Origin of the sequence: Saccharopolyspora cebuensis, from assembly GCF_039542665.1 — a bacterium.
In the GTDB taxonomy this organism is placed as follows: Bacteria; Actinomycetota; Actinomycetes; order Mycobacteriales; family Pseudonocardiaceae; genus Saccharopolyspora; species Saccharopolyspora cebuensis.
This window is the reverse complement of sequence record NZ_BAABII010000013.1, coordinates 1-13,750: the sequence shown is the minus strand read 5'-3', so window position 1 is coordinate 13,750 and position 13,750 is coordinate 1. Positions and strand designations below refer to the sequence as shown.

Here is a 13,750-nt window from a genome sequence, read left to right as displayed (position 1 = left end):
GGGATCGCCGCGGGTGCCGGAAGTCGTCGGCCGCGCCATGACTTCCGGCACGGTCGGCGCGGTGCCCGCGGCGGCTAGGCTGCCGCCGTGGCGGGATGGCGGCTGGAGATCTGGGGAGCGGCGGGCCTGCTGCTGGTGAGCGTGCTCATCGGGATCCCGGTCGGCACCGCGTCGCTGGGCGGCTCGGACGTCATCGCCGGACCGGCGTGGCTGTGGTGGCTCTGCTACGGCTGCTTCCCCGCGCTGCTGGCGCTGTGCTTCCTCGGTCACCTGGTGCCCCGGCTGGACGCCCGCTACCTGCTGATCCCGCTGGAGCTCACCGCCGCCGGGGTGGTGCTGCTGGCCCCGCGCGGCGGTTTCCTGCCGATCCTGCTGGTGTTCGTCACCGCGCTGGCCGCCGAGCTGGCGCCGGTGCGGGTCGTCGCGTCCCTGCTGCTCGGCAACGGCGGCGTGATCGCGGTGGCCGTCGGGCTCGCCGGGGCCGGGCTCGGCGAGGTGGTGGTGCTCGCGCTGATCTACCTGGTGCTGCAGGCCTGTTCGGTGTGGATGGTGTGGAACCACCGGCGGGAGGCCGAGCACCGGCGGCGCCTCGCGGTGGCGCACACCGAGCTGCGGGCGGCGACCGCGCTGCTGGCCGAGTCGAGCCGGGCGACCGAGCGGCTGCGCATCGCCCGCGAGCTGCACGACCTGGTGGGCCACCAGCTCACCGCGCTGGTGCTGGAGCTGGAGATCGCCGCGCACCGCAGCGCGCCACCCGCCGACGCGCACGTGGCGCGGGCCCGGGCGGTGGCCCGGGACCTCCTCGGCGACGTCCGCACCGCGGTCGGCGAGCTGCGCGGCACCCCGCAGCGGCTGGACCGGGCGCTGCGCGAGATCGTCGCGGACCTGCCGCACCCCCGGGTCCACTTGGAGGTGGCCGATTCGGTGGCGCCGGACGAGGCGAGCGCGGCGGCGCTGATCCGGTGCGCGCAGGAGGTCGTCACCAACGCCATCCGGCACTCCGAAGCGGACAACCTGTGGATCCGGATCGGCACCGACGAGTCCGGTGCGATCACGCTCAGCGCCCGCGATGACGGGCTCGGCACCCCGGTGCTGCGGCTGGGCAACGGGCTGACCGGCTTGCGGGAGCGGATCGAGTCGCTGGGCGGGCACGTCCGGTTCGACACCCGCTCCGGCTTCCGGGTCGACGCGGCGGTGCCCGCCTCGTGATCCGGGTGGCGATCGTCGACGACCAGACGCTGGTCCGGCACGGCATCCGGGGCCTGCTGGAGCTCACCGACGACATCGAGGTCTCCGGCGAGGCCGGCGACGGCGACGGGGCGCTGGCCCTGGTCGCCGCCGACCCGCCGGACGTCCTGCTGCTCGACCTGCGGATGCCCGGCCGCGACGGCCTCTCCGCGCTCACCGCGCTCGCCGCGGGCGGGGCACCGCCGCCGACCCTCGTGCTCACCACCTTCGACGACGACGAGCTGGCCTTGCGGGCGCTGCGCGCCGGTGCCCGGGGCTTCCTGCTCAAGGACGTGACGCTGGAGCAGCTGGTGGACGCGATCCGCACCCTGGCCTCGGGCGGCACGCTGGTGCAGCCCGCGCTCACCGAACGGCTGGTGCGCGCCGCCCGGGCCCTGCCCGAGCCGGACGGCATCGACGACCTGCCCGCACCGCAACCGCTCACCGAACGCGAGCGGGAGGTCCTGCGCCTGCTCGCGGGCGGCTACGCCAACCGCGAGATCGCCGCGGCGCTGCACCTGGCGGAGGGCACCGTGAAGAACCACGTCTCCAGCCTGCTGCTGAAGCTCGGCGTCCGGGACCGGACCCGGGCCGTGCTGCGGGCCCTCCAGCACGGCCTGCTGGGCTGACGCCCGCCCGGAGGTCCGGGGAGCCCGCGGCTCGCTGAGCGCGGGCGGGCTCTCGCGTAGGTTCGGGAAGATGCGATGGACAACCGCCGACATCCCCGACCAGACCGGCCGCACCGTGCTCGTCACCGGCGCCAACTCGGGCCTCGGCTGGTACAGCGCCAAGGAGTTCGCCCGCAGCGGTGCGCGGGTGCTGCTCGCCTGCCGCGACGCCGAGCGCGGGCGCGCGGCGCTGGCCTCGGTGGCCGCCGACGCCACCGTCGAACCGGAGCTGGTCGAGCTCGACCTGGCCGATCTGGCGTCGGTGCGCAAGGCCGCCGACGAGGTCCGGGAACGCACCGGCGACGGCCTCGACGTGCTGCTCAACAACGCGGGCGTGATGGGCCCGCCGAAGCGCACCACGCGGGACGGCTTCGAGCTGCAGATCGGCACCAACCACCTCGGGCACGCCGCGCTGACCTGGCTGCTGCTGCCCGCGCTGCGGGAGCGCGCCGGGGCCCGGGTCGTCACCGTCTCCAGCCTGGCCCACCACGGCGGCAGCCTGGACGTCGACGACCTGAACTTCCAGCGCCGCCGCTACGACCCGATGCGCGGCTACTTCCAGGCCAAGCTGGCCAACCTGCTGTTCGCCGCGGAACTGGACCGGCGGGCCGAGCGCGCCGGGCTGGACCTGCTCAGCGCCGCCGCCCACCCCGGGATGAGCAACACCGAGCTGCCCACCAATTCGGCCCGGCTGCGCTCGATCCCCGGGGCCGAGCGAGTCGTCGGCTTCGTCAACGGGCTGATCACCCAGCCCGCGCACCGCGGCGTGCTGCCCCAGCTCTACGCCGCGACGTCCCCGGACGCCCGCGGCGGCGCGTACTACGGCCCGGACGGGTTCGGCGAGATCACCGGCTTCCCGAAGGAGGCGCGGACCAGCGCCAAGGCGCGCGACGAGCACCTCGCCCGGCGGCTGTGGGAGCGCACCGCCGAACTCACCGGCATCGATCCCGGCCTGGCCTGAACCGCCGCCGGCGCGCTCCGGGGGCCGGGACCGCGGCCCGCGCGGTGCGGCCCGGTTGCCCCGGGGGCGTAGCCTGTGCGGTGTGACTGTGGTGCCGGAGGGACGCAAGCTGCTGCGGCTTGAGGTTCGCAACAGCCAGACGCCGATCGAGAAGAAGCCGTCGTGGATCAAGACCCGCGCGCGGATGGGTCCGGAGTACAAGGAGCTCAAGGGCCTGGTCCGCCGCGAGGGCCTGCACACCGTCTGCGAAGAGGCCGGTTGCCCCAACATCTTCGAGTGCTGGGAGGACCGCGAGGCCACCTTCCTCATCGGCGGTGACCAGTGCACCCGGCGCTGCGACTTCTGCAACATCGACACCGGCAAACCGCCCGAGCTCGACACCGAGGAGCCGCGCCGGGTCGCCGAGTCGGTGCAGGCGATGGGCCTGCGCTACTCCACGGTGACCGGCGTGGCCCGGGACGACCTGCCCGACGGCGGTGCCTGGCTCTACGCCGAGACGGTCCGGCGGATCCACGCGATGAACCCGGGGACCGGCGTCGAGCTGCTCATCCCGGACTTCAACGCCGAGCCGGACCAGCTCGCCGAGGTGTTCGACTCGCGGCCGGAGGTGCTCGCGCACAACCTGGAGACGGTGCCGCGGGTGTTCAAGCGGATGCGCCCGGCGTTCCGCTACGACCGGTCGCTGAAGGTCATCTCGGAGGCCCGCGCGGCCGGGCTGGTCACCAAGTCCAACCTGATCCTGGGCATGGGCGAGACCCCCGACGAGGTGCGCCCGGCGCTGCAGGACCTGCACGACGCGGGCTGCGACATCATCACCATCACCCAGTACCTGCGGCCGAGCCCCCGGCACCACCCGGTGGACCGCTGGGTCAAGCCGGAGGAGTTCGTCGAGCACACCACCGCGGCCGAGGAGATCGGCTTCCCGGGCGTGATGGCCGGACCGCTGGTGCGCTCCAGCTACCGCGCCGGGCGGCTGTACGCCAAGGCGACCACCCACCGCGGGATGCCGCTGCCGGAGAACCTGGCGCACCTGGCGCAGGCGGGCACCGCCGCGCAGGAGGCGAGCAGCCTGCTCTCCCGCTGAGCACCCGACCCCTGCGGCGCCTCCGGGCCGACCTCGGCTCGGAGGCGCGTCGGGGACGAGTTCTCACGTCTCGGTCACGGCCGACGACCGCGCCTGCACCCGCTCGAAGCACGGCCGTATCCTGGAAGTCATGGCCAAGCAGGACAAGGCCGCCAAGAAGCAGGCGGCCAAGGAACGGCGCCGGGCGTCCCGGGGCCGGATCAAGCAGATCTTCGAAGCGTTCCAGCTCCAGCGCAAGGAGGACAAGCTCCTCCTCCCGCTGATGCTGGGCACGTTCGTCGGCGTGACCGTCGTGGTCTTCCTGCTGGGCATGATCTGGGGGCTGCACTGGGTGTTCCTGCCCGTCGGGCTGGCCTTCGGCCTGCTCGGCGCGGTGATCGTGTTCGGGCGCCGGGTGCAGGCGACGGTCTACCGCAAGGCCGAGGGCCAGCCGGGCGCGGCGGGCTGGGCGCTGGACAACCTGCGCGGGCGCTGGGTGCTCACCCAGGCCGTCGCCGGGACGGCGCAGCTCGACGCCGTCCACCGGCTGATCGGCCGACCGGGCATCGTGCTGGTCGCCGAGGGCTCCCCCGGTCGGGTCAAGTCGCTCCTGGCCCAGGAGAAGAAGCGGGTCTCCCGCCTGGTCGGCGACACCCCGATCTACGAGATCGTGGTCGGCAACGAGGAGAACCAGGTTCCGCTGCGCAAGCTCCAGACCCACCTGATGAAGTTGCCGCGCAACATCAACACCGGTCAGATGCACGCGCTGGAGAACCGCCTCGCGGCCCTGGCCAGCTCCCGGGGCAACGCCATGCCCAAGGGGCCGATGCCGCAGGGCGCCAAGATGCGCAACGTGCAGCGCTCGATGCGCAAGGCCCGCTGACCGATCCGCTGACCTTCGCCGCCTGCCGGTCGGCAGGCGGCGAACTGCTGTCCGGGCCCGGACAGCAGTGCAGGGCGGACGTCCAGCGGGGCCGCGGCGCCTAGCGCTGCAGCACGATGGTGCCGGTCCACCGGTCGTGCCAGGACCGCCCGTCGAAGTTCCACACCACGGCCGGGATGATCACCAGGGTCAGGCCGCAGCGCAGCAGGGCGCGCACCGGACCGACCATCGAGCGGCCGTCGACCCGCGCCACCCAGATCCGGGTCATCGCCATGCCGGGGGTGGCGCCGAAGAAGCTCACCGGCAGCACGGTGAGCAGCGCCCAGGTCAGCAGGCTCCAGTCGCCGGGGAACTCGGGCGCGGTGAAAGCGCCGGTGATGAGGGCCGCGAGCACGATGTCGATCAGGAAGGCCGACCCGCGCCGTCCCGGGGACGCCGCCGCGCCGGGGCCGTCCTCGGGCAGGCCCAGCCGTTCGCCCCGCCACTGCGGCCGTTCGTCGGCCGCCTGTTCCCGGGCGTTGTTCAACGCCGCCTTGGGACCGTCCAACCAGGAACCCATCGCTCGTCGCACATCACCCAGGGTACGTCCTGCGGCAGGCCCCATACTCGACCGGAGTGCACAAGGGCAACCACCTGAACAGGTGGCCGTTAACCTCTGCGAAACACCGAGGTGATGGCCGGGCAACACCCGTGACATAACGTTCGATGCCGAGCCGGCGGAACGCGTGCGAGGCGTCGGTGAGCTGTCGAAAGCAGGATAGGAGCCACCGAGGGTGTTCAAGAATCCAGACGAGGTGCTGCGCTTCATCGCCGACGAGGACGTGAAGTTCGTCGATGTCCGGTTCTGCGACCTGCCGGGCGTCATGCAGCACTTCACCGTGCCCGCCACGGCGTTCGACGAGGACTCCTTCACCGAGGGTCTGGCCTTCGACGGTTCCTCCGTGCGCGGCTTCCAGTCGATCCACGAGTCGGACATGCTGCTGCTGCCCGACCCCTACACCGCCCGCATCGACCCGTACCGGGCCGAGAAGACGCTGATCCTGAACTTCTTCGTGCACGACCCGTTCACGTTGGAGCCCTACAGCCGCGACCCGCGCAACATCGCGCGCAAGGCCGAGCAGTACCTGGCCGAGTCCGGCATCGCCGACACCGCGTTCTTCGGCGCCGAGGCCGAGTTCTACATCTTCGACTCGGTGAAGTTCGGCGAGGGCCCGAACAAGAGCTTCGCCGAGGTCGACTCCGTCGAGGGCTGGTGGAACACCGGCCGCGACGAGGAGGGCGGCAACCGCGGCTACAAGACCCGGATGAAGGGCGGCTACTTCCCGGTCTCGCCCTACGACCACTTCGCCGACCTGCGCGACAAGATGGTCACCGAGCTGACCGCCGCCGGCTTCACCATCGAGCGGGCCCACCACGAGGTCGGCACCGGCGGCCAGGCCGAGATCAACTACAAGTTCAACACGCTGCTGCACGCGGCCGACGACCTGCAGCTGTTCAAGTACATCATCAAGAACACCGCGTGGGAGGACGGCCGCACCGCGACCTTCATGCCCAAGCCGCTGTTCGGCGACAACGGTTCCGGCATGCACAGCCACATGTCGCTGTGGAAGGACGGCAGCCCGCTGTTCTACGACGAGACCGGCTACGCCGGGCTGTCGGACACCGCGCGGCACTACATCGGCGGCATCCTGCACCACGCGCCGAGCCTGCTGGCCTTCACCAACCCGACGGTGAACTCCTACCACCGCCTGGTGCCGGGCTACGAGGCGCCGGTGAACCTGGTGTACTCGCAGCGCAACCGGTCGGCCTGCATGCGGATCCCGATCACCGGGGCGAACGCGAAGGCCAAGCGCGTCGAGTTCCGCTGCCCGGACCCGTCCGGCAACCCGTACCTGGCGTTCGCCGCGATGATGATGGCCGGTCTGGACGGCATCAAGAACAAGATCGAGCCGGCCGAGCCGATCGACAAGGACCTCTACGAGCTCCCGCCGGAGGAGGCCAAGAACGTCCCGCAGGTGCCGGACAACCTGGCGGCGGTCATCGACAACCTGGAGAACGACCACGACTTCCTCCTCGAGGGCGGCGTGTTCACCCCGGACCTGATCGAGACCTGGATCCGGTTGAAGCGCGAGGACGAGATCGACCCGATCCGCCTCCGCCCGCACCCGCACGAGTTCTCGCTGTACTTCGACGTGTGATCGCCGCGCACGAGGGCCCGCCGCTTGCGAGGAGCGGCGGGCCCTCGTCGTTGCCGCCCCCTTCGCCGGAGCCGCTAAGCTGATCGGCATGGCGCGCGTTCGGGAATTCCGCCAGGTCGACGTCTTCACCGAGGTGCCCTGCCTGGGCAACCCGGTCGCGGTCGTGCTGGACGCCGACGACCTCGGCACCGACGAGATGCAGCGCTTCGCGCGCTGGACCAACCTCTCCGAGACGACCTTCGTGCTGCCGCCGACGAGATCCGACGCCGACTACCGGGTGCGGATCTTCACCCCGGCGGGCGAGCTGCCGTTCGCCGGTCACCCGACCCTGGGCACCTGCCACGCGTGGCTGGCCACCGCCGGGGAGCAGCGCGACGTCGTGGTCCAGGAGTGCGCGGCCGGGCTGGTCGACGTGCGCCGCACCGGCGCCGGTCTCGCCTTCGCGGCCCCACCGCTGGTGCGCGGCGGCGACGTCGACGAGGCCGACCTCGACCGCGTCACCGCGGCGCTGGGCCTCGACCGCACCGAGGTCGTCGACGCGCAGTGGGCGGACAACGGCCCCGGCTGGGTCGCCGTGCTGCTCGCCGACGCCGAAGCGGTGCTCGCGGTCCGCCCCGCCGGCCCGCTCGACCTCAAGATCGGCGTGGTCGGCCCGCACCCGCCCGGTTCCCCCGAGGCGTTCGAGGTGCGCGGGTTCTTCCCGGTCGATGGCAACGCCGTGGAGGACCCGGTGACCGGCAGCCTCAACGCCTCCGTCGCCGACTGGCTGCTGCGCACCGGGCGCGCCACCGCCCCCTACCTCGCCCGCCAGGGCACCGCGCTCGGCCGCGGCGGCCGGGTCCACGTCTCCACCGACGACGACGGGACGATCTGGGTCGGCGGCGGCACCCTCGACGTCCTCACCGGCCACGCCACCCTCTGACCCCGGGCGCCCGCACCGGAACTCAGCTTCCTTCCGGGTGAAGCGGTCAGATGCCGCGCCAGGGTGGGACGGGGGTGCCCGCGGTGCCCGGGCGGAACCGCAGCAGTGAACCGGCGAGCGGGTCGGCGGCCAAGGCGCGCTCGTCGTAGCCGAAGCAGGCCGAGGTCACGTACATCTCCTCCAGCCGCGATCCGCCGAAGGCCACGTCGGTGATGCGTCGGGTCGGCGCCCACAGCACCGTCTCCAGGTCGCCGTTGGGGGCGTAGCGGTGGATCCGGCCGCTCCAGTGCATCGCCACCCACACGCAGCCGTCGGCGTCCACCGCGAGACCCTCCGGACTGCCCTCCGCCTCGGTGCACACCACCCACTGCCGTCCCGCCGTGGCGCGGGCCCGGTCGACGTCGTAGTCGTAGGTCCAGATGGTGCGCTGCGCGCTGTCCACCACGTACATCCGGGCCCCGTCCGGGCTCCACGCGATCCCGCCGCAGCGGCTCAGCGCGTCCACCAGCAGGCGGGCCCGCTCCCCGTCGAGCACGTACAGCGCACCGGCGGACGCCTCGGAGCCGTGCGAGAGGGTGCCGCCCACGAAGCGGCCCGCCGGATCGCACGACCCGCCGTTCATCCGGTCCCCACCGCGGACCTGCACCACCAACTCCAACGCGGCCCGCGCGAGGTGCACCCGCGCGAAACCCCGGTCGCCCGCCGCCACCAGTTGGCCGTGCCGGGTGGCGCCCACCCCGGCGACCGCCTCGGGCAGCACGCGCACCTCGTCGAACTCCGAGTCGCGGTGGTAGGTGTGCAGTTCCCGGCGCAGCACGTCGACCCAGTGCACGCAGTTGAGCGCCGAGATCCACAGCGGGGACGTGCCGAGCAGCGCCTGCCGGTCCACGAGCAGTTCGAAGTCCTCGGACACTTCCGCACCCCATCGCCGACGCGCCTGTCCAGTGCCAGCAGGCTACGTCCGGCCACCGGCGGCCCGGGACCGCCGAGTGGGTCACCAGCAGGGCCGTGCGCAGCACCGACGTCGGCTAGCGCCGCCTCGGGCGGTAGGTGCGCCCGAAGCTCCGCGGGCTGTCCTCGACGATGTCGACCAACTCCCAGTCGATCCGCCGCCCGCCGGCGACGTCGAAGATGCGGGTGCCGTCACCGAGGAACACCGGGGCGACGAAGATCTGCAGCTCGTCGATGAGGTCGTGCTCGAGCGCCTGCCGGGCGATGTCGGCGCTGATGATCTGCACGTCCCGGTCCCCGGCGAGCTCCCGGGCGCGGCGGATCGCCTCCACGACGTCGCAGTTCAGCGCCACGATGGCCGGGTCGTCGGCGATCTCCTCCGGCCGGTGGGTGAGGATGAACTCGGTCCCGGACCACGCGCCGCCGTAGGCCGCCGACGTCGTCTCGTCCCGCTCGTCCTGCTGCGCCTTGGCCGCGTCGTAGCCCGCCCGACCGGAGATGATCACGGCGACGTCTCCCGCCATCCGCTCCACGGTGCCTTCCGCCAGCGGTTCCGCGGTGGACAGCCAGCTCATGTCGTGATCCGGCCCGGTGATGAAGCCGTCGATGGAACAGGTGAATCCCCAGCCGACTTTCCCCACGCGTCCTCCTCGCCGATCGATGCCCGTCCCCGGAATGACCATTCTCCACCGCGGACCGACAGAACCCCGCCGATCGCCCGCACCGCGGGCTCAGAACTCGTAGAAGACCCGCTCCACCACCGACCGGGCGTGCCGGGTGACGCGCAGGTAGTCGTCGACGACCGCGCCGGAATCCACGCCCTGCGGGTAGCCGAGCGCCGCGCCCACCGCGGAGAGCTCGCGGACCTTCTTCGGGAGCTGGTCGTCGGGTTTGCCCCGGACCAGCATCACGGCGTTGCGCACCCGCATCGCCAGCGTCCACGCCTCGGTGAGCTCCGCGGCGTCCTGCTCGTCGAGCAACCCCGCCTCGGCCGCGACCCGCAGGCCCTCGACCGTCGACGGGGTGCGCAGCGCGGGCAGGTCGTGGGCGTGGCGGAGCTGGAGGAGCTGCAACGTCCACTCCACGTCGGCGAGCCCGCCGCGCCCGAGCTTGGTGTGGGTCGCCGGATCGGCGCCGCGCGGCAACCGCTCCGAATCCACCCGCGCCTTGATCCGGCGGATCTCCCGCACCTTGTCCTCGTCCAGGCCGCCCACCGGGTAGCGCACCGGGTCGATCGCGGTGCGGAACCGCTCGCCGAGCTCCCGGTCCCCGGCGACCGGGCGGGCCCGCAGCAGCGCCTGCGCCTCCCACACCTCGCCCCACCGGTCGTAGTAGGTGCGGTAGGAGTCCAGCGTGCGCACCAGCGGGCCCTGCCGCCCCTCCGGGCGCAGGTCGATGTCCACCTCCAGCGGCGGGTCCTGGCTCGGCGCCCCGAGCAACCGCCGCACCTGCTCGACGACCGCCGTCGCGTACCGGACGGCGAGCTGCTCGTCGGCGTCCTCGGTCGGCTCGCACACGAACAGCACGTCGGCGTCGGACCCGTAGCCGAGCTCACCGCCGCCGAGCCGCCCCATCCCGATCACCGCGATCCGGGCCGGCGGCGGCCCGCCGTGCTGGGCCGCGATCGTCCGCATCGACACGTCCAGCGCGGATTCCAGCACCGCGGCCCAGACGTTCGACAGGCCCCGGAACACCTCGGTCGGCTCCATCAACCCGAGCAGGTCGGCGCAGGCGATGCGGAGCAGCTCGTGGCGGCGCAACGACCGCGCCGCGGCGGCGGCCCGTCCCGGGTCGGAATAGCGGCCCACCGCGCTGCGCAACGACGTCGCGGCCTCCTCCTGGTCGCGCTCGGCCAGCGCGGGGGTGTCGGAGAGCAGGCGGAGCACCTCCGGCGCCCGCACCAGCAGCTCCGGCACCAGCTTGGCGGTGCCCAGCAGCAGCGCGAGCCGTTCGGCGACCACGCCCTCGTCCCGCAACAGCCGCAGGTACCAGGGGGTTTCGGCCAACGCCTCGGACACCTTGCGGTAGGCGAGCAGACCGCCGTCCGGGTCCGGGGTGGTGGCCAGCAGGTCGAGCAGCATCGGCAGCAAGGTGCCCTGGATGCTGGCGCGCCGGGACATGCCGGAGGTGAGCGACTGGATGTGCCGCAGCGCGCCTTCGGGCGAGAGGAAGCCGAGTGCGGCGAGCCGTTCGGTCGCGGCCCGCGTGGTCAACCGCAGCGCTTCGGTGGGCACCTTGGCGACGGCTTCCAGCAGCGGTCGGTAGAACAGCTTCTCGTGCAGCCGCCGCACCCGGTTGAGGTGCCTGCGGAACTCCGCGACGAGCGCCTGCCCCGCCGAGGTGCGCCCGCTGGAGCGCAGGCCGAGCGCGCGGGCCACCACGTGCAGCACCTCGGCGTCGTCGAAGTCCGGGAACAGGTGGGTGCGACGCAACTTCTGGAGCTGCAGGCGGTGTTCCAGGCGCCGCAGGAAGCAGTAGGAGTCGACGAGGTCGGCGGCGTCGGCCCGCGCCACGTAGCCGCCGTCGCCCAGCGCCAGCAGCGCCTCCAACGTCGGGGCCTGCCGCAGCGATTCGTCGCTGCGCCCGTGCACCATCTGCAGGAGCTGCACCGCGAACTCCACGTCGCGCAGCCCACCGCGACCGAGCTTGAGCTCCCGCTCGGCGATGTCGGCGGGCACGTGGTCCTCGACCCGACGCCGCATCGCCTGCACGTCACCGACGAAGCCCTCGCGCTCCCCCGCCGTCCACACCAGCGGCTGCACCGCGGCGTGGTAGCGCGCGCCGAGGTCTTCGTCACCGGCCACCGGGCGGGCCTTGAGCAGCGCCTGGAACTCCCAGGTCCGCGCCCAGCGGCGGAAGTAGTTCAGGTGCCCGTCCAGGGTGCGCACCAGAGCACCGGCCTTGCCCTCCGGCCGCAGCGCCGCGTCGATCTCGAAGAACGACGCCCCCGCGATGCGCATCAGCAGGCTGGCCAGCCGGGTCGCCGCGCCGAGGTCCTCCTCGGCCTCGGCGACGAACACGACGTCGACGTCGCTGACGTAGTTGAGCTCGCAGCCGCCGCACTTGCCCATCGCGATCACCGCGAGCCGGGGGAACGGGTCGTCCTCGTCGAACCCGGACTCGGCGACGGCCACCGCCAGCGCCGCGCGCAACGCCGCGACCGCCGCGTCGGACAGCGCGGCGGCGACCTGCTCGTAGGCGGCGGCGGGCAGCGAGGGCTCGACCACCCGACCGACATCGCGGCCGGCGATCTCCAGCAGCAATCCCCGGTAGGCACCGCGCAGCGCGCTCACCGCCTCGGTCCCGCACACGGTGGCGACGGGACCCGCCGGGGTTCCGGGAGCGCCGTCGGCCCGGTCGGCGTGCACCGCGTCGAGCAGCACCGAGGTGTACCCGTCGAGGGTCCGCTCCCGGAAGCGGTCCGAGCACAACCGCCGCCAGTCCTCGGGATGGGCGACCAAGTGGTCGGCGAACGTCGTGGAGGTGCCGAGCACGGCGAACAACCGGCCGCGCAGGCCCACGTCCTCGGCGAGCAGCCCGGACAGCTCCGACCACGCCGGGCCGACCGCTTCGCGGAGCCGGTCCAGGGAGTGCAGCGCCAAGTCGGGATCGGGTGCCCGCGACAACGCCGCCACCACCGGCTCGGCCACCGGACCGGAGTCCGACCACCAGCCGGCCGCCCGCAACTGCTCCTCGGCGCGCCCGGCATCGCTGAACCCGAACCGCGCCGGAGAGGGCGTCGAACCCGACCGCGACGTGTTGGCCATGCTCGAACCGTAGTCCCGCTTCCCGGGAGGTGGACCGCCGGTCACCGCGGGCCTCACGCCAGCGGCAGGAACCGCGAGGAGCGGCGCTCGTCGACCGGCGTCCCGGCCAGCCCGACGAACCGCTCCACGACCGGCCGCCAGGTCTCCGCCAGGTCCACGTGGAACTCCGCGAGGTGCTCGTCGTCCCAGTGCCCGGGACGCGCCGCGGCGGCGATCTCCGGGGCGCGCTCGATCCACGAGCGCACCACCGCCGGGGAGGACTCGACGTGGAACTGCACCCCGTAACCGCACGACCCGACCCGGAACGCCTGGTTCTCGCACTTCGGCGAGGAGGCGAGCAGCTGCGCCGAAGGCGGCAGGACCGACACCTCGTCGCCGTGGAACTGCAGCACGTCCGGTGTGAGCGGGGCCGGGCCGAGCAGCACGTCCTCCGCCGCGACGTCCCGCTTCGCGATCAGCAGCGTGCCCGCCTCCGGGCCCTTCGGCATCGGGCGGACCTGGCCGCCGGTGGCCGCCGCGAGGAGTTGCGCGCCGAGGGACACCGCCAGCACCGGCACCTGCTTCGCCACGGCGCTGCTCAGCAGCCCCCGCACCTCGGCGAGCCACGGGTGCTCCAGATCGTCGAGCGCACCCATCAGACCGCCGAGGACGATCAGCCCCTCGTATCCGTCGAGGGTGGCGGGCAACGGCTCCTCCGCCGGTCGCACCACCTCGGCATCAGCACCGGCAGCGGCCAGCCAGCCGCCCAGCGGACTGCTCGGATCGAGCCTCGAAGGCTCCACGACGAGTACGCGCACACCACCCATTCCCCGAGCCTACGACCCGCGGCCGACGCATCCCACCCGGCACGAGCGGTTCAGGCACAGTCGCTGAGCGGGAGGGTCCCGCCGCCGTCCGGCGACCGGTGCGGTGACCGGAAGGAACCCCCGCGTGCGGAGACCCCCTCTGCCGTCCACCGATGAACCCGCCACGGGCCACTGCCGACCCGGCTGGGGGCGCAGACAAAAAGAGCGGGGCCCCGGACCACACGGACTGGAACCCCACACGCACGCAAAAAGGAGGGGTGGGGCACGAAGACCAACTTGTCTTCGTGCCCCACCCCTCTCTCAG

At 72.9% G+C, this 13,750-nt stretch carries 12 protein-coding genes; 7 read left to right on the top strand and 5 right to left on the bottom strand.

Annotated features, from left to right (window positions below):
• Positions 1-87: 87 nt before the first annotated feature.
• The 5 genes from ABD976_RS19135 (at position 88) to ABD976_RS19115 (ending at position 4,802) form a co-directional block, all read left to right on the top strand.
• Complete coding sequence (locus tag ABD976_RS19135; RefSeq protein ID WP_345365080.1) at positions 88-1,209, top strand: sensor histidine kinase; 1,122 nt, start codon at positions 88-90, stop codon at positions 1,207-1,209.
• Positions 1,206-1,856 carry a response regulator gene (locus tag ABD976_RS19130; RefSeq protein ID WP_345365078.1) on the top strand — a complete coding sequence of 217 codons (651 nt, stop codon included), beginning with the start codon at positions 1,206-1,208 and terminating at the stop codon, positions 1,854-1,856. The genes ABD976_RS19135 and ABD976_RS19130 overlap by 4 nt, the downstream gene beginning before the upstream one ends.
• A gap of 70 nt (positions 1,857-1,926) precedes the next feature.
• Positions 1,927-2,856 (top strand): oxidoreductase, encoded by a 930-nt coding sequence (locus tag ABD976_RS19125; RefSeq protein ID WP_345365076.1) that lies wholly within the window; start codon positions 1,927-1,929, stop codon positions 2,854-2,856.
• Between the two features lie 82 nt (positions 2,857-2,938).
• Positions 2,939-3,940 carry a lipoyl synthase gene (gene lipA / locus ABD976_RS19120; RefSeq protein WP_345365074.1) on the top strand — a complete coding sequence of 334 codons (1,002 nt, stop codon included), beginning with the start codon at positions 2,939-2,941 and terminating at the stop codon, positions 3,938-3,940.
• A gap of 130 nt (positions 3,941-4,070) precedes the next feature.
• Positions 4,071-4,802, top strand: coding sequence for a DUF4191 domain-containing protein (locus ABD976_RS19115; protein WP_345365072.1), 732 nt, complete (start codon positions 4,071-4,073; stop codon positions 4,800-4,802).
• Positions 4,803-4,902: 100 nt separating this feature from the next.
• Here the strand turns inward: ABD976_RS19115 and ABD976_RS19110 are convergent, their stop codons facing one another.
• Complete coding sequence (locus tag ABD976_RS19110) at positions 4,903-5,373, bottom strand: RDD family protein (protein WP_345365070.1); 471 nt, start codon at positions 5,371-5,373, stop codon at positions 4,903-4,905.
• A gap of 202 nt (positions 5,374-5,575) precedes the next feature.
• On the opposite strand from ABD976_RS19110, the gene glnA reads away from it, so the two are divergent.
• Positions 5,576-7,000 (top strand): type I glutamate--ammonia ligase, encoded by a 1,425-nt coding sequence (gene glnA, locus ABD976_RS19105; RefSeq protein WP_345365068.1) that lies wholly within the window; start codon positions 5,576-5,578, stop codon positions 6,998-7,000.
• A gap of 88 nt (positions 7,001-7,088) precedes the next feature.
• Positions 7,089-7,922: a PhzF family phenazine biosynthesis protein gene (locus ABD976_RS19100; RefSeq protein ID WP_345365066.1), complete on the top strand. Its 834-nt coding sequence runs from the start codon at positions 7,089-7,091 to the stop codon at positions 7,920-7,922.
• 46 nt (positions 7,923-7,968) lie between these two features.
• On the opposite strand, the gene ABD976_RS19095 is transcribed toward ABD976_RS19100, so the two are convergent.
• From ABD976_RS19095 to ABD976_RS19080, 4 genes are all read right to left on the bottom strand, one after another.
• Positions 7,969-8,835: an SMP-30/gluconolactonase/LRE family protein gene (locus ABD976_RS19095; protein ID WP_345365064.1), complete on the bottom strand. Its 867-nt coding sequence runs from the start codon at positions 8,833-8,835 to the stop codon at positions 7,969-7,971.
• A 115-nt stretch (positions 8,836-8,950) separates the two neighbouring features.
• On the bottom strand, positions 8,951-9,514 hold the full coding sequence (locus ABD976_RS19090) for a dihydrofolate reductase family protein (protein ID WP_345365062.1): 564 nt from the start codon (positions 9,512-9,514) through the stop codon (positions 8,951-8,953).
• Positions 9,515-9,604: 90 nt separating this feature from the next.
• Positions 9,605-12,640 (bottom strand): bifunctional [glutamine synthetase] adenylyltransferase/[glutamine synthetase]-adenylyl-L-tyrosine phosphorylase, encoded by a 3,036-nt coding sequence (locus ABD976_RS19085; RefSeq protein ID WP_345365060.1) that lies wholly within the window; start codon positions 12,638-12,640, stop codon positions 9,605-9,607.
• A 53-nt stretch (positions 12,641-12,693) separates the two neighbouring features.
• A complete protein-coding gene (locus ABD976_RS19080; RefSeq protein WP_345365058.1) occupies positions 12,694-13,446 on the bottom strand; it encodes a type 1 glutamine amidotransferase in 753 nt (250 codons plus the stop codon).
• Between the last annotated feature and the right edge of the window lie 304 nt (positions 13,447-13,750).